23 protein-coding genes are annotated in these 26,024 nt (G+C 57.6%); 15 read left to right on the top strand and 8 right to left on the bottom strand.

The window, feature by feature from the left end:
- Nucleotides 1–69 precede the first annotated feature (69 nt).
- Both J7394_RS03100 and J7394_RS03105 read right to left on the bottom strand, forming a co-directional pair.
- A complete protein-coding gene (locus tag J7394_RS03100) occupies nt 70–522 on the bottom strand; it encodes a TspO/MBR family protein (RefSeq protein WP_209250879.1) in 453 nt (150 codons plus the stop codon).
- 42 nt (nt 523–564) lie between these two features.
- Nucleotides 565–1,068 (bottom strand): aggregation factor core, encoded by a 504-nt coding sequence (locus tag J7394_RS03105; protein ID WP_209250881.1) that lies wholly within the window; start codon nt 1,066–1,068, stop codon nt 565–567.
- A 1,073-nt stretch (nt 1,069–2,141) separates the two neighbouring features.
- On the opposite strand from J7394_RS03105, the gene J7394_RS23100 reads away from it, so the two are divergent.
- The 6 genes from J7394_RS23100 to J7394_RS03135 all read left to right on the top strand — a co-directional run bounded on the left by J7394_RS23100 (nt 2,142) and on the right by J7394_RS03135 (nt 7,280).
- The gene (locus J7394_RS23100; RefSeq protein ID WP_371811937.1) at nt 2,142–2,441 is read left to right on the top strand and encodes a LysR family transcriptional regulator; all 300 of its coding nucleotides are present in this window, start codon (nt 2,142–2,144) and stop codon (nt 2,439–2,441) included.
- Nucleotides 2,324–3,010 carry a substrate-binding domain-containing protein gene (locus tag J7394_RS03115; RefSeq protein ID WP_209250887.1) on the top strand — a complete coding sequence of 229 codons (687 nt, stop codon included), beginning with the start codon at nt 2,324–2,326 and terminating at the stop codon, nt 3,008–3,010. The genes J7394_RS23100 and J7394_RS03115 overlap by 118 nt, the downstream gene beginning before the upstream one ends.
- 113 nt (nt 3,011–3,123) lie before the next feature.
- Nucleotides 3,124–4,113, top strand: a complete 990-nt coding sequence (locus tag J7394_RS03120) for a pyridoxal-phosphate dependent enzyme (protein WP_209250889.1) — start codon at nt 3,124–3,126, stop codon at nt 4,111–4,113.
- A gap of 93 nt (nt 4,114–4,206) precedes the next feature.
- Nucleotides 4,207–5,160 carry an ornithine cyclodeaminase family protein gene (locus J7394_RS03125; RefSeq protein ID WP_209250891.1) on the top strand — a complete coding sequence of 318 codons (954 nt, stop codon included), beginning with the start codon at nt 4,207–4,209 and terminating at the stop codon, nt 5,158–5,160.
- Nucleotides 5,161–5,181: 21 nt separating this feature from the next.
- Entirely contained in the window at nt 5,182–6,309 is a 1,128-nt protein-coding gene (locus J7394_RS03130; RefSeq protein WP_209250894.1) for an aminotransferase, read from the top strand.
- An 11-nt stretch (nt 6,310–6,320) separates the two neighbouring features.
- On the top strand, nt 6,321–7,280 hold the full coding sequence (locus J7394_RS03135; RefSeq protein ID WP_209250897.1) for an ornithine cyclodeaminase family protein: 960 nt from the start codon (nt 6,321–6,323) through the stop codon (nt 7,278–7,280).
- Here the strand turns inward: J7394_RS03135 and J7394_RS03140 are convergent.
- Together J7394_RS03140 and J7394_RS03145 are read right to left on the bottom strand one after the other, a co-directional pair.
- Nucleotides 7,277–8,380: a mandelate racemase/muconate lactonizing enzyme family protein gene (locus tag J7394_RS03140; protein ID WP_209250900.1), complete on the bottom strand. Its 1,104-nt coding sequence runs from the start codon at nt 8,378–8,380 to the stop codon at nt 7,277–7,279. The genes J7394_RS03135 and J7394_RS03140 overlap by 4 nt on opposite strands.
- 66 nt (nt 8,381–8,446) lie before the next feature.
- A complete protein-coding gene (locus J7394_RS03145; RefSeq protein WP_209250903.1) occupies nt 8,447–10,924 on the bottom strand; it encodes an FAD-dependent oxidoreductase in 2,478 nt (825 codons plus the stop codon).
- A 134-nt stretch (nt 10,925–11,058) separates the two neighbouring features.
- On the opposite strand from J7394_RS03145, the gene J7394_RS03150 reads away from it, so the two are divergent.
- The 6 genes from J7394_RS03150 (at nt 11,059) to J7394_RS03175 (ending at nt 18,378) form a co-directional block, all read left to right on the top strand.
- Nucleotides 11,059–12,156 (top strand): SRPBCC family protein, encoded by a 1,098-nt coding sequence (locus J7394_RS03150; RefSeq protein ID WP_209250905.1) that lies wholly within the window; start codon nt 11,059–11,061, stop codon nt 12,154–12,156.
- A gap of 168 nt (nt 12,157–12,324) precedes the next feature.
- Nucleotides 12,325–12,705, top strand: a complete 381-nt coding sequence (locus J7394_RS03155; RefSeq protein ID WP_170481483.1) for a carboxymuconolactone decarboxylase family protein — start codon at nt 12,325–12,327, stop codon at nt 12,703–12,705.
- Between the two features lie 330 nt (nt 12,706–13,035).
- Nucleotides 13,036–14,031 (top strand): ABC transporter substrate-binding protein, encoded by a 996-nt coding sequence (locus J7394_RS03160; RefSeq protein ID WP_209250908.1) that lies wholly within the window; start codon nt 13,036–13,038, stop codon nt 14,029–14,031.
- Between the two features lie 69 nt (nt 14,032–14,100).
- A complete protein-coding gene (locus J7394_RS03165; RefSeq protein WP_209250909.1) occupies nt 14,101–14,907 on the top strand; it encodes a taurine ABC transporter ATP-binding protein in 807 nt (268 codons plus the stop codon).
- Nucleotides 14,904–16,169 carry an ABC transporter permease subunit gene (locus J7394_RS03170; RefSeq protein WP_209250910.1) on the top strand — a complete coding sequence of 422 codons (1,266 nt, stop codon included), beginning with the start codon at nt 14,904–14,906 and terminating at the stop codon, nt 16,167–16,169. The genes J7394_RS03165 and J7394_RS03170 overlap by 4 nt, the downstream gene beginning before the upstream one ends.
- A 202-nt stretch (nt 16,170–16,371) precedes the next feature.
- Nucleotides 16,372–18,378 (top strand): adenylate/guanylate cyclase domain-containing protein, encoded by a 2,007-nt coding sequence (locus tag J7394_RS03175; protein ID WP_247748025.1) that lies wholly within the window; start codon nt 16,372–16,374, stop codon nt 18,376–18,378.
- Between the two features lie 9 nt (nt 18,379–18,387).
- Here J7394_RS03175 and J7394_RS03180 read toward each other — a convergent pair whose 3' ends face one another.
- Nucleotides 18,388–20,529: an ATP-binding protein gene (locus tag J7394_RS03180; RefSeq protein ID WP_209250911.1), complete on the bottom strand. Its 2,142-nt coding sequence runs from the start codon at nt 20,527–20,529 to the stop codon at nt 18,388–18,390.
- A complete protein-coding gene (locus J7394_RS03185) occupies nt 20,526–21,233 on the bottom strand; it encodes a response regulator transcription factor (RefSeq protein ID WP_170702061.1) in 708 nt (235 codons plus the stop codon). The genes J7394_RS03180 and J7394_RS03185 overlap by 4 nt, the downstream gene beginning before the upstream one ends.
- 220 nt (nt 21,234–21,453) lie before the next feature.
- Between J7394_RS03185 and J7394_RS03190 the strand changes: the two genes are divergently transcribed.
- The gene (locus J7394_RS03190) at nt 21,454–22,182 is read left to right on the top strand and encodes an adenylate/guanylate cyclase domain-containing protein (protein WP_209250912.1); all 729 of its coding nucleotides are present in this window, start codon (nt 21,454–21,456) and stop codon (nt 22,180–22,182) included.
- A gap of 134 nt (nt 22,183–22,316) precedes the next feature.
- Here the strand turns inward: J7394_RS03190 and J7394_RS03195 are convergent, their stop codons facing one another.
- Nucleotides 22,317–23,084 carry a DUF5765 domain-containing protein gene (locus tag J7394_RS03195; protein ID WP_209250913.1) on the bottom strand — a complete coding sequence of 256 codons (768 nt, stop codon included), beginning with the start codon at nt 23,082–23,084 and terminating at the stop codon, nt 22,317–22,319.
- Between the two features lie 40 nt (nt 23,085–23,124).
- Between J7394_RS03195 and J7394_RS03200 the strand changes: the two genes are divergently transcribed.
- On the top strand, nt 23,125–23,979 hold the full coding sequence (locus J7394_RS03200; RefSeq protein WP_209250914.1) for a bifunctional 2-polyprenyl-6-hydroxyphenol methylase/3-demethylubiquinol 3-O-methyltransferase UbiG: 855 nt from the start codon (nt 23,125–23,127) through the stop codon (nt 23,977–23,979).
- Nucleotides 23,980–24,117: 138 nt separating this feature from the next.
- The gene (locus J7394_RS03205) at nt 24,118–25,080 is read left to right on the top strand and encodes a fatty acid desaturase (RefSeq protein ID WP_209250916.1); all 963 of its coding nucleotides are present in this window, start codon (nt 24,118–24,120) and stop codon (nt 25,078–25,080) included.
- An 8-nt stretch (nt 25,081–25,088) separates the two neighbouring features.
- On the opposite strand, the gene J7394_RS03210 is transcribed toward J7394_RS03205, so the two are convergent.
- On the bottom strand, nt 25,089–26,015 hold the full coding sequence (locus J7394_RS03210) for a hypothetical protein (protein ID WP_209250917.1): 927 nt from the start codon (nt 26,013–26,015) through the stop codon (nt 25,089–25,091).
- Nucleotides 26,016–26,024 lie beyond the last annotated feature (9 nt).

The raw sequence follows: 26,024 nt of genomic DNA on the forward strand, positions 1-26,024 counted from the left end.
GTCCAGATGACGCGATTTGCCCTTGATCAGCCGTTCGTCGCCGGCCTTTGAGAAGTCATCCAAGCAATCTCAGTTCAGAACCGCGATCGAAAGATTCAGCACCGAGGCGAAAGCCACCCAGGCCAGATACGGTAAAAAGGCGAGCATCGAGAACCGATCTGTTCTGCGAACCTTTTGGATAAAGACGGCAATAACGACCAACAGCGACAGAATAATCAACAGGGCCAACCATGGCAGCTGCAACACGAAGAAGGTTGGGGACCATAGAAAGTTCAGGCCCATTTGGACCCACCATAGTTTCATCGTGACAGAGCTTTTGTCCGCTTCGAACTGGCGCCAACCCACACAAGCGATCAGCACATAAAGCACGGACCAAACCGGACCAAAGATCCAGTTGGGTGGGTTAAACACTGGCTTCGACAGATCCGCGTACCACGCACCCGGTGCTGTCAGTGTGCCGATCAGGATGCCACCACCTAGCACGAGCGCCAAGAAACCAATCCGTATCAACAGTCTTGTCATCTTTGAAACCTCATTCGAATGACTTAGTCACACGAACGGCCATCAGCAATCGGGGATCTTCAAAAGGGTTTGAGCGTCAGCAGAGAAAACTGCGGTACTGGTTTCACCTTCTTTTGCATATGACACGGTGGCACCAGCAATCTCTGAACCGCTGACCGTGATTTCCCGCTGACCAATGGTATCATCGACGTCGATGGTAAAGGCAATATTGGATCCGACCTTAAAGGATGCAATCTGGAGTTCAATGAAGTCTTGCCCGTCCACAACCAATGGCACATCGAGCAAAGCGTCTGCGCCTTCGGTGAATTCTAGAGGCTGGAACACCTCAACCCCTGCTCCGGCCTCCGACACATCAAAAATCAATCGGCCGGAAGACGGCGAAAGGTCTACCCTCAAAGTCGAGGATTCCAGATCGCAATGCCCCACATTGATTACGGTGAATTGATCCTTTGGCGCCCCTTCGAGGAAACGCACCTCAAGTCCGGCATGCAGCGCTCTGGTTGACCAAAGGCCAATTGCAATTGCCAGTACGTATAAACGGAGCATCGTAACCTCTTTTTTGTCTCTATACACCCATTACGCGCCACACGGTTTTTGGATTGTTTTTGCAGGTGTAAAATTCAGAACACGGCCCCAAAAAACAGGTCCGTGTTCGCCAGATACCCGGCAGTGTGGGGGCTGAATATGCGGGAAAATCGGCAAACAAGGCTGTTTGTGACACCCAGGCGGTGCTCCACTTATGTTGGCTACACCAACTCGTTCTCATCATTCATGGCGACAAGGAAAAGAACGCTCCAATGATTGCCTCCGAGGCCTTGGTTGACCTCCTTTCAAACGCTAAATTATTTGCGGATTGGAAATGTTGGCCATTGGCCACAGGTCAAAATGTCAGACACCTGCCTCAACGCGAATTCGGAGCTACCTGAGGCAAAGGCAGACTAGCTTTCGAAATTCTGCAGCTCTGTCGGGAATGCAGCCGCCTTATGACTACAAGTCCCAGCGAGTTTTAGTTGATAGACAGCTTTCAAGGTCTGGCGATTGTCTTATGCCTACGCAAAAGCGAATTTTCAGCTGAATTAACTCAGGATTTGATGTTCGACTAAACAGAGGGTGAACCTGCACCCCGAGTTTGACCACAAATGGCAACTTTTCTTGGCCGCTAAAGCAGGATCGTAAAGACGACCGAAACAGTCGTCGGAACTACAAAGAGTTAGTCATCCCGAGAAGGCAAAATGCCTCTGCATTTGACATCAAGAGCTTGGGTGGATTTTTCGATGCCACACACCTCCGAGTTTTTGCTTCACGTACCAAAAACCAGACGATTCCGCCCTTTTTGTCCTACCTTTTTGAAATTACATCTTTGTAGAACGATAGGTTGCACAGAAACTTGTAAACCCGCCTGCGAAAACTGTACTTGCTGCATTCTGAGCGCAATGGCGTTTTCGCAACTATCGCCTCTATTCTCTCTGAGAGTTGCACCGATTGTTCTCACTATCCTAAAGCTAATGATGAAACCGGATCAGCGATTGGCGGAACAATTGAAAGACAAGACCCAAGACTTGCGTACGGCTGATCAGGGCGGAGCTTCCGCTGTTCATCTGCGTTTACAAGATGCGGACATGAAGCTTTTGCAGGTGTTTGCCCATGTCGTCGAGGCCGGTGGGCTATCCCCCGCGCAATATAGGCTGAACATGAGCTTGTCTGCCGTAAGTGCCGCAATCTCAAACCTGGAAACCCGGCTTGGCTTTCGGCTTTGTGACCGCGGGCGTGGAGGGTTCCAGCTGACCGAGGGGGGCATCTGGTGTATCAGGAGCTTCGCGCGCTCAGCGTTGCGGTCGGGTCCTTCAACAGGTCGGTCCAGACCTATACGGGTGACATGCAGGGGCAATTCAACATCGCGATGGACGATGCGATTCTGACCAATCTCTCCTGCCCGATCTACAAGGTGATCCAAAGGTTCGCCGCGCAAGCGCCGGAGATTTCGCTGAACATCACCATCATGAGCGCCCCTCAGATGGAGCGCGCCTTGCTGAACAATGAACTCAACATTGCCATCGGGCCATTTCAGGAATTGTCCCCCTCGCTTCGCGCCGAAACAGTCTATGTCGAACAGCAGCTGTTGTGCTGCGGCCGGTTGAATCCGATTTATGATCTGTATGACCCCGACGAAATCGAAAAGGCAGTGACCAAAGCGCAGTATTCCAAACGCAGTTTCGAAGATCGCGACCGGCATCAGGCACCCGGGCCTTTCACCAGCACGGCAACCGCGGCCACAATGGAGGCGATGCTAGCGATGGTCCTTAGCGGCCTTTACCTCGGCTACCTGCCCCACCACGCCTGCGCGCCATGGATCGAGCGGGGCGAGTTGAAATCGCTTTTGCCGCAGGTCTTTGCCTATGACACCGATATTCAGCTGGTCTCCCGCAAGGGCCATGGGGACAAACGTGTCGATTTGTTCCTGGCCGCGCTGGCGGAAACTCAAACCTGAGCGCCGTCACTTTTGCGCCGCCATAAGTTCACTTCAGAAAAAATGGATTTTCTCGCGCCCGGTTTCTGACATGGTGTCCCGATGGCATCGAACGCAACGGCAGGACCCCTGACATGACGACCTCCGACAGCTATATCTCGCTGCAAGAGATCATGCGCACCGCGCATCGGATCGCGCCCATCGTGCGCAAGACGCCACTGGTGTTTTCCGAGGCCCTGTCGGAGCGCGCGGGTTTTGAAATCTGGCTGAAGCTGGAGAACCTGCAAACCACAGGCAGCTTCAAACTGAGGGGGGCCTCGAACCGTATTCTGCAACTGACCGCCGAGGAACGCGCGCGCGGGATCATTGCCGTCTCCAGCGGCAATCACGGCAGGGCCGTGGCCTATCTGTCCAAACGTCTGGGGATCACGGCCCGCGTGGTTGTCTGCTCCCTCTGTCCGGAAAACAAGCGTCAGGCGATGCGCGACCTCGGGGCCGAAGTGATCGTGCATGGCGACACGCAGGACGAGGCGCAGGATCACGCAGATCGGCTGATGGAGCAGCACGGCTATACCTGGGCGGATCCCTTTGACGATCTGAACGTCATCGCGGGGCAAGGCACGATCGCGCTAGAGGCGCTGACCGATTTGCCCGACGCGGATATGATCATCGCGCCCTTGTCCGGTGGTGGTCTTTTGTCCGGTATTGCACTGGGCACCAAGTCGATCTCGCCCAAGATCTCCGTTGTCGGGTCTTCGATGGAGGTCGAACCGGGCATGGTGCGCAGTCTTGAGGCGGGCAAACCGGTCCATGTCGAGGAATTCCCAAGCCTCGCCAGCAGCATCACCGGCGCAATCGGCCTGCGTAATCGTTATACCTTCCCGATCATTCGCGATTTCATGGATCGCGCCGTTCTGATCCCCGAGGAGGCACTGGTGCCCGAAATGGCCCGGTTTGCCGATAGTGAGGGGATGATCGTCGAGGGCGGCTCGATCACCTCGGTGATCGCTGCGCTCAGCCCTGAGGTCCGCGAGATGATACCAAAACGCGCCGTCGTCGTCATCAGTGGCCGCAACATCGGCCTGCCGACGTTTCTGTCGGTGATCAAGGACGCAGGGGTCTGATCCCCACGTGGATGAAAGGGCATTCCCTGCCCGCATCCCGCCCGTTAAGACACACCGGGGATTGCCCCGCACCGAAAGACCAAGGACTCCGTCATGACCGACACCTCCAAATCCGCAATCGTGCTGAACGCCTCAGACGTTGCCGCGCTTTTGCCCTCAGTTGACGCGCTGGCCGCGATGCGCGCGCTGTTTACCGAGCTTGGGCGCGGGCAAGCCGTGCAACCGTCGCAAACCCTGACGCTGTTCCCCGAAGACAAGGGCGATTTCATCACCTATCTGGGCGCCAGCACGGGAGGCGATCTGTTTGGTGCCAAGCTCTCGCCCTACCTTGTACGCCCCGGCAAGCCCGTGATCACCGCTTGGACAGTTCTGATGTCGATGGAAACCGGTCAGCCCTTGATGCTGTGCGACTCCGGTGAGTTGACGACCGAACGCACCGCGGCCACGACCGCTTTGGCCGTCGACCACCTCGCCCGCCCCGAAGCTAAGGCTCTGTCGATCATCGGCTCCGGCAAGGTAGCGCAAGCGCATCTGAAACATGCGCTGGCCCTGCGCGACTGGAGCGATATTCGCGTCTATTCCCCCAACCTTGCGCAAAACGCCGAGTTGGCAGCCCAGTGGCAGGCGACAGATGGCCGTGTCCAACTGGCTGACAGCGCGGAAGCCGCCGGTCAGGGCGCGGATGTCGTCATGCTCTGCACCTCGTCCGGTACGCCTGTTTTTGATACCGCGTCGGTGAGTGCGGGGGCGTTGGTCACTTCGATCAGTACCAATGTCGCCAACGCGCATGAGGTCGACCCGGCGTTCCTGACCATAGCCGAGGTCTATTGCGACTATCGCGTCACCACGCCCGGTTCGGCCGGAGAAATGAAACTGGCGGCCGAGGCCGGTTGGCACCCCGACAGCATTCGTGGTGATCTGGCCGAATTGCAGGTTGAGGCCTACGAGACACCGTCAGGCGACAAACCCGTCTTCTTCCGCTCAATCGGGTTGGGGCTGGAGGACATCTTCATGGCCCGCGCCGTCTATGACGCGGCTTCGGCGTAACAAAAAAGCTAGGAGAGACCCATGGATATCAGACCTTTCGGCGTCGAAATGTGGATGAATGAGTTCGAGACGAAATGCGACCTCAACCTCGCGGAAACCTGCGTGGAGTCCATCACTCTGGGTGAGTTGTTCGAGATGGCTGGGCAGCACAACAGCATCCTGAACGACCTGTCGGCGATGAAGATGACCTATGGCGCGATCGAAGGCTCGGACCGGTTGCGCGATGCGATTTGCGGCCTGTACGAAAACCAGACGCCTGAGAATATCCTGACCACCCATGGCACTATCGGCGCGAACTCACTCGTGCATCAGACCCTTGTGGCGCGCGGAGATCACGTGATTTCGGTGATCCCGACCTATCAGCAGCACTACTCGATCCCCGAAAGCATTGGGGCCGAGATCGAGCTACTGCACCTGAAGCCCAAAAACGCGTTTCTCCCCGATCTGGATGAATTGCGCGCCATGGTCCGCCCCGACACGCGCCTGATCGCGATCAACAACCCGAACAACCCCACGGGCGCGTTGATGGACCGCGAAATGCTTGAACAGATCGTCGAGATCGCGCGCAGCGCCGGTGCGTGGCTGCTATGTGATGAGGTCTATCGTGGGACCGATCAGATAGGGGATGGCTTCACGGCGGCGATCGCTGATCTCTACGAAAAAGGGATCAGCACGGCGGGGATGTCCAAAGCCTATTCTCTGGCCGGCCTGCGCGTTGGCTGGATTGCGGGGCCCAAGGACATGCTGCATGACGTGATGATCCACCGCGACTACAACACCATCTCGGTCGGTCAGGTCGATGAGCTGCTGGCCGCCATGGCGCTGGAAAACCGCGACAAAATCCTGGACCGCGCGCAGCGGATCACCCGTGAGAACCTGCAGAGCGTCGAAGACTGGATCGCGCAAGAGCCCCTGATCTCATGGGTGAAACCGAAATCCGGCACCACGGCTTTGCTGAAATACGACCTGCCGATGTCCTCACGTGAGCTGTGCGTGACCTTGCTGCAAGAGGACGGCGTGATGCTGACCCCCGGTAGCGCCATGGACATGGAGGGCTGGCTGCGTCTGGGCTACACAAATCCCACGGCGGATCTGAAAGCGGGTCTCGAGAAATTCTCGGGCTTTCTGGCCCGCCACAGCGCCGCCTGAGACGGGCACAGATGATCCAGCTGGACAAGTCGCAGATTCAGGATCGGTTCGATTTCGCACGTGCCGTCGATGCGATCCGCGCGGCCTATATCGCCGTGGCGCAGGGGCGGGTTCAGACCCCGCCCGTCACCTATCTGGGCTTCCCCGAGGTCGCCGGGGATTGTCACGTCAAATCCGGCCATATCGAGGGTGACGATATCTTTGTCATCAAGATCGCGACCGGGTTTTACGACAATCCTTCCAAGGGTTTGCCCAGCTCGAACGGCATGAATCTTGTCTTTTCCGCCAAAACCGGCGCGCCGGTGGCCTTTTTGCAGGACGAAGGCTGGCTGACCGATATCCGCACTGGCATCGGCGGGGCCTTGGCGACGCAGGCGCTTGCGGTTGAGGGGTTTGAGAATGTGCTGATCGTCGGCACCGGCTTGCAGGCCCGCCATCAGGCAAAGTGTCTGCAACAGTTGATCCCGGATCGGCCCTTGTCCTTCCAAATCTGGGGGCGGTCCCCGGATCAGGCCAAGGCGACAGCCGATGACCTGATGTCAATGGGGTTAAAGACTGAACACGCTGAAGACCTGCCATCGGCCTGCAAGACAGCGCAAGCCATCATCACGACAACACCTGCGCAGAGCTTTCTGATCGCAAACGACTGGGTACAACCGGGCGCGCATATCTCGGCCGTCGGCGCCGACTGCCCCGGCAAACAGGAGCTTGAGGCCGATCTGGTCGCCCGCGCCGATCTGCTAGTCTGCGATTCACCCGAGCAATGTCTGGATCATGGTGAGTTCCAGACCCTTGCCAAGATCGGCCACCTGTCCAAGACGGATGTTGCCACACTCGGGAACATTCTGTCCGGCGCACATCCTGGCAGGCAATCGGCTGATCAGATCACCATCGCGGATCTGACAGGGCTGGCGGCTCAGGACATTGCGATCTCGAGCGCGCTGCAGATAGAGACCGGGCAGCCAGCTTAGTCAAGGATCGCGACGGGCTGACCCAAAACCTCGGTATCGGGGGTCACCCCAAGCCCAACCCCTTCGGGTGGGGCAATACGACCGTTTTCGCGCACGGGCCCATCCGGCGCAAGGCGGGGGCCGACATAGTGGCTGAGGTCACAGGTGTTCATGATCCCGCGCGCCGGGGTCGAGGCGGCCAGATGCAACAGCGCGGCCGTGGTGATGTCACTACCCCAGGTATCCTCGACACACATCTGCGTGCCCAGGGTCAGACACAGATCACGGATCTGACGCATCGCGGACAGGCCGCTCATCTTGGACAGTTTCAACGCAACGGCCTGCATACAACCCAACTGATGCGCCTGAATGACCGAGGCAATATCTAAGGCGTTCTCGTCGATCTTCATCGGCAGACCGGTTGAGCGCTGAACATGCGCACATTCTTCCAGCGTCGCGCAGGGTTGTTCCAGCATCACATCCAGATGGGACGCCGCACGCCCCACGCGGATCGCTGTCAACGCATCGCTGCCGCAGTTCCAATCGCCATAGACCAGCGGGCCGGGGCCGACGGCCTCACGCACTTTGGCCAGGCGTTCGACATCCATTTGCCAGTCGGCATCTGCACCCAGCTTGACCTGAAACTGGCGCATACCTTTGTCAAAAGCGTCGCGCGCCATCCGGGCCATCTCATCTGGGGCGACGCACGTGATCGAATGATAGAGCGGCATATCTTTGACCTGACGCCCGCCGAGCAACTTGTGCAAAGGCAGACCTGCCGCCTGCGCCGTCAGATCCCAAAGCGCCGTATCAATGGCCGATTTCGCATAGCCGTGGCCCGGAAGGTATGCGTTCAGTTTCTCCATCAAAGCCTCGGGCCCAACGGGATCGGCCCCGATCAATACCGGCACCAACTCGGTCACTGCTGGAACGACACCTTTGGCATAAGCCGGCAGATAATGAGGGATCGGGCAGACCTCCCCCCAGCCCTGCAAACCTGTATCCGTATCGAGCCGCAGAACAACGGACGTCGTGGTGTCGCAGGTTTTCCCATCCGCCATGTAGTAGTTTTCATGGCTGGTCAGCGGGACTTCCCAAACGGCAATACGGGTGATCTTCAACTTAGGCTTCCTTTTGGCGCAGAGCTTGTTGAGGGGGCAGGCGCGCACGCCCTGCCCCCATCGTATTTATGCCGGAACTGCAGCTGGAGCATCCGTTCTGGGACGCTCAGACTTCGGATCATAAGCCGCTTCGCCAAGGATACGCCCCTTGCGTGGACAGCCGGCGATCACAACCTCGACCTCAGTGCCGGGGACATTCACATGTGGCTTGACGAAAGCAAAGGCGAGGATCTTGCCGACGCTATGACCATAGGCAACCGAAGCGGTCGCGCCCACAACATCGCCGTCGATGCGGATTGCCTCGCCCCCATGACCGTCTTCGATGCCGTCCGGCTCGATTTCAAGATAGGCGCAGATCCAAGGCATTTGACCGGCTTGGGCCTGTGCGGCGCTGGCCCGCGTAGCCTCAACCCCCAGATACTCTTTGTCCAGCTTGAAGAATCGGCCCACATTCGCCTCGGGCAAAGTGACCTCATTTGTCAGCTCACCAGCGCCAGGGAAGGCTTTCTCCATCCGCAGACTGTTCATCGCGAACGAGCCGTAGTTCTCGATCCCGAATGCCTCACCCGCGGCCCACAGCGCGTTGTAGACGTCAACGCAAACCTCATCCGGCATGTGGAATTCCCAGCCCAATTCACCCGCATAGGACATGCGGAAGGCCCAAACCTTGTGCCCGGCGATGGTGATTTCCTGCGCCGACAGCCACCGGAAACCGGCATTGGACAGGTCGGCATCGGTGCATTTGGCCAGCACCTCGCGGGATTTTGGCCCGTTCAGGGACAAAGCCGACCAATCTTCGGAGAGCGTTTTGACGGAGACGGTCTCTCCCGCGAGGTTCTGGTTCAGGTGATCGACAAGGCGTTGCTCGAAGAACGCGGCGCAGACCAGATAGTAGCGATCTTCGGCCATGCGCACGATCGTGGTCTCAAGCTCGATCCGCCCTCTGCGATTCAAAAAGTGCGTCAGCGTGATCGAACCGTCTTTCTGAGGCATCTTGTTCGCGGTCAGGCGATCCAGCAGCGCATAGGCATCCGGCCCCGAGACCTCAACCTTGGTGAATGCGGTCACGTCCATGATCCCCACGCGCTCACGCACGGCCTGACATTCCAGCGCAACCATGTCGAAGACCTCGTTGCGGCGGAACGAGTAGTGGTCGCGCTGTTCCACGCCATTACGGGCAAACCAACGGGGGCGTTCGTGGCCGAAGACCTCCTCATAAACCGCGCCGTTTTCCTTGAGGAACTCATAGAGCGGAGACGGTTTGATCGGGCGCCCCTCAAGACGGTTGAAATGCGGAAAGGGAATCTCGTGGCGCAGTTTGTAGTCTTCATGCGCCTTGACGACCTGCCAGTCTTTCTTGGCGTAGCTGCCAAAGCGGCGCGGGTCATAGTCGCGCATGTTGATATCGGCAGCGCCGTGAACCATCCATTTCGCCAGTTCGCGGGTCAAACCCGGACCCCAGCCAATGCCGATCTGCGTGCCGCAGCAGCACCAGTAATTCTTAGCGCCCGGTGCGGGGCCAACCATCGGGTTGCCATCGGGCGGATGGCTGATCGCGCCATGCACCTCACGTGTGATGCCCAGTTCGGCAAAGATCGGCATCCGTTCCAGCGAGTTCTCCAGCCACGGCATCACGCGGTCATAGTCGGCCTCGAACAGCCAGTTCTCGTACTCCCATGGGCATTCGTCATGCCACACAGAGTTCGAGTTTTCTTTCTCATAGATCCCGATCAGGCCCTTCTTCTGCTCCATCCGAATATAGCCCGAGACCATCTTGTCATCGCGGATCACCGGCAGTTCCGTGTCCAGATCCTGAAATTCGGGCACGTTCTCGGTGACAAAATAGTGGTGTGTCATCGAGGTCATGGGCAGTTGAAGATCCGACCATTCGCCCATCTGCCGCGCATAGGTGCCGCCCGCGTTGACCACATGTTCGCAGGTGATCGTGCCTTGTTCGGTCTCGACCACCCATTCGCCTGCATCGTTCTGCGTGATGTTAGTCGCGCGGCAATGGCGGAAGATCTTCACACCTTTCTGCCGCGCCCCCGCCGCCATCGCCATGGTCACATTCGAAGGGTCAACATGGCCATCATCCGGCGTATACAGCGCGCCTAAAACACCATCGAGATTGTAGAACGGGTGCTTTTCGGCAATGAACTCGGGGGCCACCAGCTCGATATTGAAGCCGAGGGCGCGACCTACGGACAGCGTGTGGCGCAGCCAGTCCATCTCATCCTCGGTATAGGCCAGCCGGAACGAGCCGCAACCATGCCAAGTGACGGCCTGTCCCGTCTCTTCTTCCAGCGTTTTCGAATAGAGGCCGATATTGTAGTCGACCATCTTGCCCAATCCATAGGAGCTTGTGGAATGAGTAATCTGGCCCGCCGCGTGCCAGGTCGAGCCGCTGGTCAGCTCGGCCTTTTCCAGCAGGATGGTCTCCTCTCCCCATCCTTCGTGGCCAAGGTGGTAGGCCAGGCCGCAGCCCATGACCCCGCCGCCAACAATGACGACCTTTGCGCGTTCGGGCAGTTCTTTCTTGGACATCGCAGGATTCCTGTTCCAGAGTCGCAGATTTCTGTGGATTTGATAATCAAACAAATGTACCACGGTCAACACATAACGACACAAATGAACGCTATCCAAGGCAAGCCCCTCGGTTTCCAAGTTGAGGATCCATCATGACCAAGCCGCTCACCCACTCGCTCGAGGCCCGCTACTACACCGATCCCGCCGTCTTCGAAGATGAGATGAACGGGCTGCTGGCGCGGACATGGCAATTCGCAGGACATGCGGCCGATATCCCAAATGTAGGCGACTATTTTGCCTTTCAGATTGCCGGGCAGAACCTGTTTGCCATTCGCGGTAGGGATGAGGTGGTGCGCACCTTCTACAACGTGTGCCAGCACCGCGCACATGAGATGGTGACCGGAACCGGCAACACTCGGGTCGTGGTCTGCCCTTATCACCAATGGACCTATGAGCTGACGGGCGGGCTGCGCGCAGGGCCCAACATCAAATCGGTCCCCGGCCTTGAACGGGAAAAAATCTGCCTGACCGAAGTTCGGACCGAGATTTTTCTGGGTTTCATCTTCGTCAATCTCGACAAAGATGCCGCCCCGATGGACGACTGGTATCCCGGCGTGCGCAAAGAGATCGCCGAATTCGTACCCCATATAGATGACCTTGCGCCGCTGGAATGGGTCGAGATTCCGGAGGATTGCAACTGGAAGGTCTCGGTCGAGAACTATTCGGAATGCTACCACTGCCCATCGAACCACCCGACCTTTGCCGAGGGCGTAGTGAAGCCGGAAACCTATGACATCCGACCCGACGAACAGGGCGGCTACGTGCTGCGCCACACGACCGAGTGTCAGGCGCTGGACAAGATGACCTATCCGATCGACCTGTCGGTGCCCCATGCCGGAGACTATCAGTCGTGGTTCCTGTGGCCCATGTTTTCATTCCAGTGTTATCCTGGGAATGTGCTAAATACCTATCACTGGCGCGCGGAAACCGTGGACACATGCACCGTCTGGCGGGGCTGGTATACAGAAGGCGGCCATGAAAGCGATGTGATCCGCGGGCTGGCCGTGCAGGATCGCGAAACCACAGTGGCCGAGGATATTCGCTTGGTCGAATCCGTGTATCGCGGCCTCAAGTCCAAGGGCTATGTGCCCGGCCCACTGGTTCTGGATCCCAAATGCGGCGTGATGAGCGAACATTCCATCGCCCGGCTGCAACAATGGATGCGGGACGGCGTAGACACACCCGCCTGACCTGAAACGCTTTTGGATTCCGTACGGTAGAACCTGCCAATGCGCGGGTTGACCTGCGACTCATTGCTTTTGAATTTGGATATAAAGGCAAGTCCCATCTGGCAGGAGACCCGTCTGCCGGATTGGCTGACCAATAGTCAACGGGTCGCATAATCACGAGGAAGACCTATGGATGACACACTGTTCGAAACCGGGCTAAAGCAACGCAAATCGACCCTGGGCGCAGAATATGTGGAAAAGAACCTTGCGGCGGCGGATGGTTTTACCCGCCCGTTTCAGGAGGCCATGACCGCCTGGTGCTGGGGCTTTGGCTGGGGCGACGACACGATTGACGCCAAGACGCGCTCGATGATGAACCTCGCCATGCTGGGTGCGTTGGGCAAGATGCATGAATGGGAGATCCACTGTAACGGCGCCCTGAACAACGGTGTTACCAAAGAGGAAATTCAGTCGATCATTCACGTGGTCGGAATCTATTGCGGTGTTCCTCAATCGCTGGAGTGTTTCCGCGTGGCGCGCAAGGTGTTGGAGGAACGGGATCTACTATGACGCCCGCTTTGGAACAGCGATCAAAGGTGTCGATTCCCACAACTGGCACCAGCGCAATCCCGCTGGACCAGGCGTCTTTGGCACAACCGCGCGCGGGGACGCTTCAACATGAGACCATGTTGAAAACAAACAGCGATTCCCGGCAGGGTCACCAAATGGATTTTGCGCGCATTCGCGCTCAATTTCGCAGCTCTGCCCCCGGTTTTTACAGCGCCACAGCACAATTTGTTTCGCTGTTTCACCATCTTGGGTCTATTGTCTCAGGCATCGGTCCGCTAAAAAGGCGGGCCACATAAAAAATGATCATCAAAACAGGGAGAACATAAACCAATGATCAAAAAGTATCTGCTCTCAACGGCCTGCGCCGGTCTTGCCGCGTTCTCGGCATCACAAGCAGCGGCCGCGGATGAAATCACCGTCGCCTATTTCCTCGAATGGCCGATGCCGTTCCAATACGCCAAGGCCAATGGCACCTATGAAGAAGAGATGGGCGTCAAGATCAACTGGGTGTCCTTCGACACCGGGACTGCGATGTCGGCTGCTATGGCATCCGGTGACGTTCAGATCGCCGTGAGCCAAGGCGTTCCGCCTTTCGTTGTGGCCACATCAGCTGGTCAAGACCTGCAGGCCGTCGACGTTGCGGTGAGCTATTCGGACAATGACAACTGCGTCGTCGCCGAAGCTCTGGAAATCGACAAGACCAACGCCGGCGAGTTGAACGGCAAGAAAGTCGGTGTTCCGATCGGCACAGCCGCGCACTATGGGTTCCTGTCTCAGATGGCCCATTTCGGTGTGGATACTAGCTCGCTCGAGATCGTCGACATGGCACCCGCCGATGGCGCGGCGGCCTTTGCTCAGGGCAACCTGGACATGGTCTGCGGCTGGGGCGGCGCGCTGCGTCGTATGACTGAACATGGCAACGTATTGCTGACCGGCGCCGAGAAGGAAGAGCTTGGCATTCTGGTGTTCGACGTCACAAGCGCACCGACTGCTTTCATTGAAGAAGAGCCGGAACTGCTGTCCAAGTTCCTCAAAGTGACTGCTGACGCAAACGCGCAGTGGAACGCGGGTGACTCCAAGGACGAGATGCTGGCCGTGATCGCAAAGGATGCAGGTATGGACCTGGCCGATGCCGAGGCAACCATCGCGACCTTCACCTTCCCCTCCGCCGAAGAGCAGCTGTCTGACAAATGGCTGGGTGGTGGCGCGCATGAGTTCATGGGCGGCGTTGCCAATGTCTTTGTGGATGCGGGCAGCATCGACTCGGCGCTGGACTCCTATGAGGGCGCTGTAAACAGCGCGCCGCTGGCGGCCGCGTCCAACTAATACAACATACATATTCCGGGGGCCGGTCATCCGGCTGGCCTTCGGAAACAACAGCAGGAAGGAAACGGAATGCCTGAACTGGACATCATTGATTTGTCCATGCGCTTTGACTTGCCCAACGGTACCTCTGTGCAAGCCCTTCAGGACGTCACGCTCAGCCTTAAAGAAGGTGAGTTGGTCTCGGTCCTCGGGCCCTCGGGATGCGGCAAGACAACGTTGCTGAACATCGTCGCGGGCTTCCTTGCGCCCACTGCGGGCCGGGTCGAGTTGAATGGGCATGTGGTTGAAGGACCAGATGCGGAACGCGGCATGGTGTTCCAGAAAGGCGCCTTGTTCGAATGGATGAACGTGCGCGAAAATGTGGAATTCGGCCCGCGCATGAAGGGCATGCCCAAGGAAGAGCGCGACAAGATCTCGGACCATCTTCTTGAGGTCGTAGGCCTTCAGGACTTCAAGGAAAAGGCCGTCTATGAACTGTCAGGCGGTATGCAGCAGCGCGTGGCCCTGGCCCGGTGTCTGGCGAATGAGCCAGACGTGATCCTGATGGATGAACCTTTGGGCGCGCTGGACGCGCTGACCCGGGAAAAGATGCAGGGCCTGGTCCTGAAACTCTGGAAAGAGACGGGCAAGACCATCATCCTGATCACCCACTCGGTCGAAGAAGCCCTGTTGCTGGGTGAACGCCTGATCGTGATGGCCCCACGTCCGGGGCGTATCCACAAGGAATACAATCTGCCTTTCGCGGAACGCGGCGTGAACGCCGACCTTCGCGATGTCAAAAAGTCCGAAGGTTTCGCCGAAACCCGAGATGAAATCCTGTCGATGATCTGGGAAATGGAAGAAGAAATCATGGGCCGGACGGAGCAAGCAACATGATCGTACTTCTGTTTTATATCGGCCTGTTCGGCGGCGCGTTTTTGATCGTTCACCTGCTGCGCAAGGGCCTACAAAGCCGTCAGGACTTTACCAGCCTGAAAACCGTGACTTTTGGCGATGAAAGCGCGGTGCGGGCGGATCGCGCAGCCTCGATCATCTCGGTGCTGGTCATTTTCCTAATCTGGGCGGCCTTCACCGGATCGAAACTGATCCCGCTGCATGTTCCGGGACCTTTTGTGGGGGAAACCCAATTTACCTACACGGTCGAGAATGCGGACGGCACGACTGATGACGCCACCGTCTTCATCCGCGTCCCCCCGTTCGGAGAAGACGCCGAAGATTTCGAGGTTGATCCAGGTACGGGCTTCGCCAAGGACGACGCCTTTGCGGCACCGACCGGGCGGTCCTCGACCATCTTGTTTGACAAGAACGACGACGCCAAACGCAAAGACGGCGCAAAGATCATCGCGATCAACGGCAATCCGATCGGTCCCGACGAAAAAGTCAATGTTGGCGACGGTTCTGTATCACTAACCGGTAAGGGCGCCATCAGCTTTACCCCAGCCCAGGGTTTGCAAATGAACCCGATCTGGCTTCCTGCGCCGGAAACGGTCGTTGCGCGTTTCTTCGAGATCGCCAACGAAGGCTATCAGAACTTCTCACTCTGGCAGCATTTGGGTTGGTCGTTGTTGCGCGTCATCGCGGGCTTCATCGCCGGGGCCATCGTGGGTATTCCGCTGGGTTATGCGATGGGCTTGTCGGGCTGGTTCCGTGGTTGGTTCGACCCGATTGTCGAGTTCATGCGACCTGTCCCTCCGCTGGCGCTGATCCCGCTGGTCATCATCTGGTTCGGCATCTGGGAGACCGGCAAGATCGTTCTGCTGTTCCTTGCGGCCCTTTGGATCATGACTATTGCGGCGCGTGCGGGGGTTTCGGGGGTTAATATCTCCAAGATCCACGCGGCCTATTCTCTGGGCGCGTCCAAATGGCAGATCATGCGTCATGTGATCGTCCCGAACTCTCTGCCCGAGATCTTCACGGGTGCGCGGGTCGCGATGGGCGTCTGTTGGGGCACGGTTGTTGCGGCGGAACTGGTGGCGGCGCAGAAAGGGGCAGGTATGATGATCATCGCGGCCTCAAAATTCCAGCTGACCGACATCGTGATCATGGGCATCGTGCTGATCGGCATCATCGGCTACGGCATCGATATCCTGATGCGCAAGGCCGAGAACGTGCTGGTTCCATGGAAAGGTCGTAGCTGACCTAAGTTACCAAAAACACCGGCAGATGGGCCCGCTCGTCGATCTGCCGGTTTTTCTGTCCAAGCGTTTCTCTCGCCAACTACACAAGTTAGAGCGCAGATTGAAACCAACTGGCAACTGACGGTTGCAGCCCCTAAACTTGGCCTCGAACCTGACTGTCCGCGTCGTTGCGCCAGTCGTTACAGGCCGCCGTGGAGCTTCAATGCGTGTCACCGTTGGGATCGCTGTGTCAATGCTCGTCGCTGTGTCCATCGGCGTGTCGACCTTCATCGTGCATTCCCTGTGGTGGACCACGGCACGGGACAACAGTCAGATGCTGGCCGCCGAGATCAACGGCCAGATTTCGAACACGGTCCGGATTGAGGTCGGCCTGACCCTCAGATCCGCCGAGGCTGCCTGGGCCGCAGTCCGGACGATCTTCATTCAAAACGTGATCGAGACACGTCAGGCTGACAAACGGGAATTTGTGTTCCTGTCTCAGCTGCAATCTCAGCCAAATATCTCGTGGATCACCTTCGGCTGGCCCGATGGTAATTTCTTTGCAGCCCATCGGCTGGGGGATAGCGGGCTTGAGATGATCGAGATTGACGAGAACATTCACGACAGGAAGCTGCGCAGAGACCGCTATATCTTCATCCCCGGCGACATCCAGTTCGAAGAACGCAGCTTTGCCGAGACAGACTACGACCCGCGCGATCACCCCTGGTATGACAACTTCATCGACCGCGATACCCCGGATTGGATCGAAGTGCGTGATCTGCCAAACAGCGACAAGACGGTGTTTGCCTATTCCGGCCCAATCGACGTACGCCGCCAACGGCAAGGCGTGCTGTCGGTTGCCATTGATACCGACCGTCTTTCCCGCTTTCTGGGGTCTTTGCGCCCCGGCGAGTTCGGCGCGGCCTTTATCCTCAGCGCCGATGGCAAGGTCATTGCCGTGCCCGATCCCAATGCGGACGAAATCACCCCCGCTCGTATGGGTGAGGGAGAGCTGTACGAAGTGGCGAAACTCTCGGGCCAGAAACTGCTGGCCGAGGCAGAGAGTGTTGTGCCGGGCACCCTGACGAGACGGGTCGTGTACGACGACGTGGCCTATGCGGTCGCTTTGACGCCACTGGGATTCTATGGCTGGCGTGTGGCGACCGTCATCCCGGAATCGGCCTTTCTGTCTGGGATCGACCGGACACTGGTCAATCTGGTCTACATCCTGCTGGGTGTGGTGGCCTTGGCGACCATCGCCGCGATCTGGCTGGTGCGCCGGGTCGTTGCCAACCCACTGTCACGCGTTGCTGAAGACCTCAGCCGGATTGAGCGGTTTGATGTCGAGCAGGTTTCACGTCGTCCGTCACGTTTGGTTGAGCTTGAGAACCTCTCGGCCGCGACGGCGAGCATGGCAGCCGGGCTTTCGGCCTTTCGGAAATATGTGCCGACCGATCTGGTGAAAATGCTGGTCGCCGCAGGTGTGAAATCGCAACCCGGAGGCGAGACCAAACAAATCTCGGTTCTGTTCTGCGATGTGTCTGGCTTCACCGGTCTGGCCGAGAAACACGGCCCAAAGGTCGTAGAACTGATGGAGCCGTTCTTCAACGCAGCCTCCTCAACGATCGAACGCCATGATGGGACGCTCGACAAGTTCATCGGCGACGCGGTAATGGCCTTCTGGGGCGCGCCGAGGCAGAATCCGAACCACGCGGAACACGCCTGCCGCGCCGCTTTGGAGTTGGTGGAGGTTGTCGAAAACTCGGCCCTGCAAAGCCAGTCGGACGAGGCTTTACATGTTCGGATCGGATTGAACAGCGGCGAAGCGCTGGTTGGCAATATCGGGTCTGAGCATCGCCTGAACTACACCGCCATTGGCGACGTGGTGAACGTCGCCAGCCGGTTGGAGGGTGTGAACAAAACCTATGGCACCGCAATCCTGATCGGCCCCGAAACCCGGCGCGAAGCAGGCAATGCGATCATTGCACGCGAATTGGACACGATGGAAATCGCGGGCCGGTCCGAGGAATTGGTCGTGTTTGAACTGATCGCAATGGCCGAAGACACACCTGAACCACCCGACTGGATCACGGCCTACGAAACTGGCCTGACCCATTTCCGCGCCGGACGTTTCGCCCAGTCTATCGACGCGTTCAAAACCGCAGACACCCTGCGTGGTGGCGACCCGGCATCACTGGTGATGATCGAACGGGCGCAGGCCACGCTTTGACAGATCACATCATGAGGCCTGTCGTTTAAGGCCCTGAATGACGACCCCGCAGGATTGAATTAGCTTGTCCAACTCAGCGCCGTAATTCTCGGCCCCGCTGCGCAAAAGCCCCTCGACTGATTGTGCCTTGGCGGCCAGTTCCGTCTCACCAAAACTGGACACACTGCCATACACCCGGTGAACGAGGAACTCGATCCGGTCCCTGTCGCCTTGGCCTTGGGCTTTCTTAAGCTCGACATAGCAATCTTCGAGCGACTCTCGGAATGTCAGGAATACCTGTTCCAACTCCTCATTGCTCAGGAACTTCCTCAGGCGTTCTTTGGTGTCATCGGTGTTTGGAATGTACGATATCTCAGGCGACGGCTGCCCGAGTGAGGCCCGCATGGCACCATACAGCACCCGCTCATCCAGAGGTTTGGAGACAACCGCGTCAAAGCCAGCGTTCGTGTATTCATCCAGATCTTCGGGCATCACGTTGGCCGTCACGGCGATGGTCGTGATCGGCTTGTCCAATCCCGCTTCCTTGGCGATCTGCTTCAGGTCACGGGCCAGTTGAACGCCGGTCGTGTCGGGCAGTCGGATATCGGTCAGAATGCAATCTGTGTCATCTGGACGGAAGCGGGCAATTGCTTCTTTGCCGTTGGCCGCTGCGGTGACCGTGTGACCATCCCTCTCCAGCAGGCTTTTGAGAATCTCCATGCTGGTCGGGTCATCCTCGATGATCAGAACGTTTTGCTTTGTCCCGACCGTGGCTGCAAAACCCGCCATCTCGGATTGCGGGCTTGGGGCCGGGGCCGCGTGGAAAGGCACTTCGACCCGGAACACAGTCCCCTCGCCCAGATTGCTTTTGACCGACACCTGCCCGTTCAGCGTTGAGACAAGCCCACGCACAATCGAAAGCCCCAGACCGGTCCCGCCTGTTTTGCGCGAGTCGATGTTCGAGGCCTGCGTGAAGGGTTCAAAGATATCTTTGACCTGATCTTCGGGCACACCGATCCCGGTATCGCTGACTGTAAAGGCCACCGACTGCTTTGATTGCTCAAATGACAACGTGACCGAGCCTTCATTGGTGAACTTCACCGCATTGCCCAGTAGGTTCAGCAGAATGTGCCTCAGGTGGCCACTGTTGCCACTGAGATAAACGCCATCGTCAAACTGCGGGATGATCAACTGTACGTTCTTAGACCGGGCCAGCGGGCGCAAGACGGCCTCGAGGTCTTGCAGAACCTCGGACAGATTGAAGGTACGAAACTCGCGGTCTTCGGGCTTTTCCTCAAGACGCGCGATGTTGAGGACATCGTCGATGAGATTGCGCATCGCAAGGCTGGAGCGTTCAATCTCATCCAGCCTTTGGTCCAGGGACTCAGGGTCCTGCGGGGTCAATTTGATCAGGCGGATATTGCCCACGATGCCGTTCAGCGGTGTGCGCAACTCATGGCTTGCGGTTGCCAGAAACTGGGATTTCGCCTCATTCGCCTTTTCCGCATCGTTGCGCGCCTTTTCCAGATAGACACTCTGCACAAAATTCGCCCGCAACGTGCGTTCGGAAAAGAACTTGGCATAAAGACCGATCAGAACAGTGGAAGCCAGAACGAAAGAGGGGCCGATCCAGGTGTCCATCCCGCTGCTCAGGGTCGTTTTGTCGAACACCAGATAGTACGAGACCGGCACAAACAGCAAAAGCTGCAACGCTGCCGAGTGGGAAAAGACAAAGGGCAGGAATACGGTGCCCGCAAGGCTGATCAGCGCAAAGCGATACAGGAAATCCTTGGATTCATGATCCCCGGAAAAGGCGAAGGCGGCCCAGATGGCCAGATACATCATCGACCAGCCGGTCGAAATGATCACGGGCAATGTGCGCGCCGGAAGTTTATGAGAGAAAAAGAACAGCCCGAAGATAAACGAGATGATGAACAGCCGTGCGCCCCAAACAGCCAGATCCTGACCCGAGAAGCTGCGGGAATGCAGGACAAAAACCTCAAGAAAAGCAAAGACGACGTAGAAAGACGCGCCAAACAGCAGCGCTGTGCGGAATTGCCCGCGTGTGGATTCGAAGTACCAATCGCGGTATTGAGCCTCGAACTTCTTGTCCAGAAAGTTCTGGGTGACCGCGTTGATCGGCTCATCATATATGAAGGCGCGGGGTTTCACTGTCGTGTCACCCCCAGTCGATAGCCGACGCCGTGGACCGTCACGATGATCTTGGGACCATCGCCGCCATCCGACAGCTTCCTGCGGATCTTGGCAACCAGAGCGTCAATCGTGCGCTCTCCTGCGTCATGGTCCGGCGACAGGGCGACTGCATCCAGCAGCACCGACCGGGACAGCACCCGACCGTTCGCGTTGACGATGGCCATCAGCACGTCGAACTCGGCCCGTGTAACGGGTATGACCTCGTGCTGGGCATTCCAGACCTGTCGGCTGTCCAGATCAATCTCGATCTCGCCCAGCCGGACCCTGGTATCCTGCCGAGGCATCTGAGTCTGGGGGTTTGTACGTCTGAGCACTGCGTTGATCCGGGACAAAAGCTCATCCGGGTCAAACGGCTTGGTCAGATAGTCGTCTCCCCCAATGTCCAACCCGCTGATCTTGTCGCTGGCGCTATTGCGGGACGACACAAAGATGATCGGAGGATGCGCCGATTTCGCCCTCATCGAACGCGCCAGCACCAGACCGTCCTCGTCCGGCAGTCCGAGGTCCAGCAGGGCGATGTCCACCGTTTCCGACGCCAGCGTCGCGCGCGCATCCGCAACATTGGACGCTTGAAGAACATTGTAATGCGGCCGAAGGAGCGCGGACGTCAGAGCAAGCAATGACGGGTCGTCTTCCACCAACAATACGTTCAGCTTCTTCAACTCTGCGGTCCTACCTGTCTGTTTCTAAACACAGCTTGGCACGTGTGAGTGTTTTCGTCCAAACCATCCCCACCCTCTTTTTGGAATATGTTCAGCCACGGACACAAGCCTAGCGTGCGCAACAACCCGGCTTGTTAACATCTGGTTAACATCTGCATCGCGGTTTGGTGACAATTTGATTTTAATCTCTGTTTCAACGTCCCGATTTGATGGTGCAGTTATGTTGAATACTTCTTTTGAAATTATTGAGCCCATCGACGATCCCGAACTGTCTGAACTTCCGGCGCCAAGCAGCAAGCATAGCACTCTGGCAGTTGTTGATATGGAGAGTAACGAACCCGCAGTCGTAAAGACCTTTCCGGTGCGCCCGACGATCATCCACCCTCAGCCGAGCGCATTGATCGACCAAACATTCGAGGACAACATCGCCGAATGCGCGACCGATGGCGAAAACAAAAGCCTGTTGGTCACAATCATGATGACCGATGTGGTGAACTCGACCGAGATCGTCGCGCGTCTGGGCGATGCCGAGTGGCGCGATGTCATGGATGCTCTGGATACGGCAGCGCTTGAGACTGTCGCAGAACACGAAGGCACACTTGTGAAGCTCATGGGTGACGGCATGCTGGCGATCTTTCCCCGCCCCAGCGCCGCCATCGCCTGCGCCAAGGCCTTTCGGGCCACGGCAGACGCGCTTGGCCTAAAACTCCGGGCCGGTATTCATTGTGGCGAGTGTCTGCGCACCAGCAACGATGTGACCGGCATCGCAGTCGCAATCGCGGCCCGTGTTCTCAGCCTGACACCCGGAGGGCAGACATGGGTTTCCAGCACCGTGCGCGATCTGGTTTTGGGTCTGGGGCTGGAGTTTCAGGAAATTGGACCCAAACAACTGAAAGGCCTGAGTGACGAATGGGTTCTGTATCAACTGGAGGATGACGCCAAGACGTAGTCGCGCCTCCATAGAATTTCTTGCCTCCCACCGGCTTGAGGGGGAACCGGGTCTCCGATCAGATCGGAACTGCGGTTCGCAGGTTAGGCACGAGGTAAAGAAAGTGGTGCGCGGGTGAACGGTTTGTTAGGGTACTAGAGTGGTTGTTTTTTGGTCCCGTTCACCCAGCGCAGCACAGTCCACAAAGGCCATGATTTTGCCTGCAGCGCCGTCTTGAGCGGCGTGAACACGATCATCATGACAATACCCAGCGAGAACAGACACCAGATCGCAGGCATTTCCGTCGGGCTATCGGTTGAGGCCCAGGCCAGCGTCGGCCCGATCAGCAGCTGAAATCCCGCGACTTTCCATGCGCCCAAAGCAGCAGGCAGCAGAAACATCACCGTGAAATAGACCGGGAAGTTCAGATCATATTGCTGCCCAAGAATAGTTGCAGGCAGGCTTTCACCCAGATCATTCAGTGGCAAATGCCACCCTATGTGCCAGCTTTCCGCCTTCACACACAGATGATCGCTGCACAAAAGACGCCCCGGTCGGCACGGGCCTGCCCACTCGAACGGATAAATTTGCAGCAACAGATACGCCCCGGTCAAAGCGCCAAGGCCGAAGACCACGGGCGCTATCATGCCGCGCACATCTTTCGGGATGAAGTACAACGCGAGAATGCCGGTAAACAGCGGCTGAAAGGCGATGTGTATATAGGCCAGTAACGCGGCGACCTGATTTTGGGGCAATGCGCATTGCCCCTCGACGGAATAGGAATAGCCCTGCAGCACTTCGATCGCGGTGAAATACACCAGCGGAGACCAGAGCAAAGGGCTCTCGCCTTGGCGTATGGCCTTGACGGTGGCGACTACCCCGACGGCGGCGATGGTATACGACGCTGGCCCGCTCCAACACATTGCTATATCAATCCTTCAAACCACTCGTCTTGGGATCAGTATGCATTCGGTCAGCCCTCAAGAAAGCCTTTTTTCGGTCGACGACATTCTTGAGGATTTCGCACGGTTCGACTTTCCCCTGAAAGACATCTGGCTTAGCGCGGCGCGGTTTCATTTCCAGAATCTCGACCCTGAAATCTGCGCCCTGCCCCCCGGCGCGCGCGCGCTGGAGATCGGCTGCGGGGCAGGTATCCTGCTGACCATGCTGCGCCAGCGGAACCCTAACATCACGCTGGACGCCATCGAGCCTTTCGCCGAAGGCTTCGCACCGATGGAGCATGTTCTGGATCACGCCGCCAAACTGGGCGGAGACATCCAACGCAGCACCTATGAGGCGTTCACTCCGGCACAACCCTATGACCTGATCTACATGGTCAACGTGCTGGAGCATTTGCCGGATTGGCGTCATTTCCTGGATACTCTGCCGCGTTTTCTGGCCCCACTGGGCCGCTGCCTGATCATGTGCCCCAACTACGGCTTCCCGTATGAGCCGCATTTCAACATCCCCGCGCTTCGCTCAAAGACCCTGACAGGACGGCTGTTTCGGCGGCGGATCACATGGGTCGAGGACACTTACGAAGTACATGGCTTGTGGAGTAGCCTCAACTTCGTCCGTCTGGCCCAGATCAAACGTCACCTGAAGGGGTCCGGCCTGCGCCTGCGCGTGCGACCGGAAATCACCGACCGCATGATCGACAGGTTCAGCGACGATCCAGTGTTTCAGGAACATATCGGAGTCTTCAACGCGATTGGGCGCGGAGCCAAGAAACTGGGCCTGACGCAGATTGTCCGCGTCTGGCCGTTCGAGAACATACAGCCCTATATGTTTCTTGAGCTGTCCCGGACCGACACTTGAGCCGCGATAAATTTGGCGGAAATCCAAAGCCGTGCTAACGATTGAAGGCGCAAAGCAGTTTCATAGTCTCAATCATTTTCAGTGGCGCTCATGGGTTCGATCAAGGTTCCGAGGGAATTCACAAGACCAGACGACAGAATGGCGTTCAAAGCGCTGGCGATCAGCGCGGGCGTCGTTGCTGCGGGGCTTGCCCTCCCTGCCCTGTTCCCCGGAACATGGCTTGCCCTGGCACTGGGCTCGGTTCTTTTTGGGGCCGGTATCCTACGGCTCTATTCCATCCAGCACGATTGCGGGCATTACAGCTTTTTTACGAACCGCGCGTGGAACGATCTACTTGGCAACCTCCTATGCCTCTTTTCCGGGATCGCGCATAGTGTGCTGAGGTATAACCACAACCTGCATCACCAGCATCTGGGCAATCTGGATCACCGAGACGCCCACGAGGTCTATGTCATGACCCGGCGCGAATATGAGGCCGCACCCCTGTCCAAGAAACTGTTCTACCGCGCCTATCGGCACCCCATTACATTGTTCCTTATCGGCCCGGTCCTGATCTACTTCGTCCAATACCGCTGGCCCCGAAACACACGACGCGTCAGCGTCCGGGATGTACTGCTGCAGAATATTGCCATGTTCGCCTTCTGGGGCCTGATCATCACATTTCTGGGCTGGTGGAGCTTCTACGCCCTTCTTCTTGGCAGCCTTCTAGCAGGCAGTTTCGGGATATTTGTCGTCTATGTTGGGCACAATTTCGAAGAAACCTATTGGCGGCAGTCGGGTGACAAAACCGCCCATGCAGCCGCTCTGCACGGTGCGAGTTCACTCCGACTGGGGCCGATTGTGGATTTTGTGCTGCTGAATTTCGGCTTCCATGACCTGCATCACCTGAACGCCAAAATCCCCTGCTATCACCTCAAGACCTGCAACGCCTCAATTGCGCAGGACTGGAACAGCGCTGCGATCGACGTCCGAGGCGCGCTCAGTTGCTTGAAATGGAGGCTGTGGGACGAGGATACCAATCGGATGATCCCTTTCCCACATAGTCTGCGCCGTGATCTCAGCCTAGACTGGCGCGGTCGGGCACCTTCGGCAGAGCTTTAGTCTTAGCCCTAGTGAGACGGCAGGCCGGTTTCAGGCATGGTGAAATCGTCCGGCAGGATCACGATATCCTTGGGGTCGACGGTCAGCCTCATGGACGTGGGCGAGGTCATCTCGACCACATTGTGAAAATGGGCGTCATAGTCTTCGGGCAGAAGCATGCGGTCGTCCCGTTCCCTCGGGTCCGCGCGCAGCCAGGTGTCGAACCCGCTCAAATCATCGAATTCATCCGCGAAATAGTCATGCAGGCGCCGGAAGAGCTTGGGCCAGATTGCCAGATCCTGATAATTCGCAGGGGTTACTTCGAAGTCTTGACCGGGGGCAGACGCATCATCGGGATACAGTCCATTTCCAGTCGCACGGGCCTGATCCGCAATCCCTCCAAGATGCTGCGAAAGTGAGATCGGCAGCGTCAGGTAGAACAGCGGATAGGACTGACCCGCCTCCAGGCTGCGCGCGTTGAAGCTTTGATCCACGCGCTCTGGCATTAGTTTGAACACCTCACCGTCCGGTTCGGGCGCATCACCCGCGTAGACAAACGCGACAATTCGGCCGTGGCCATCCAATCCGTTGGTCAGGATGTAGCCGCGAACCGGGTTATTTTCGACCTGTTTCACCTTGTTGGGCTTGTCCTCCCAGAACTCCACGTCTCCGAACCCGGCCCAATCCAACAGAAAATCGCGCGACGCCTCCGCGAGGGGTTTGTTCTGATGTGCGCTGCGGAAATGAGTTTCGAGCGCATCCAGCCCTTCAAACCGCAGATTGATCATCCCACGCCCATTGAAGCCGGGCCGGGGTTGACCCGAACGCCAAAGGTCCTGAACAAGCAACGGGTCATCTGGCTTGAATTTCAGAGTATCTCCGTCAGGTTCCGGGCCCTGCTTTGGAATGTCTGGGTAAAAAATATGAAACTCGCCCTTAATCAGCTTATAGGCCATCGCGCCCTC

Origin of the sequence: Ruegeria sp. R13_0, assembly GCF_017743995.1 — a bacterium.
Taxonomy (GTDB): Bacteria; Pseudomonadota; Alphaproteobacteria; order Rhodobacterales; family Rhodobacteraceae; genus Ruegeria.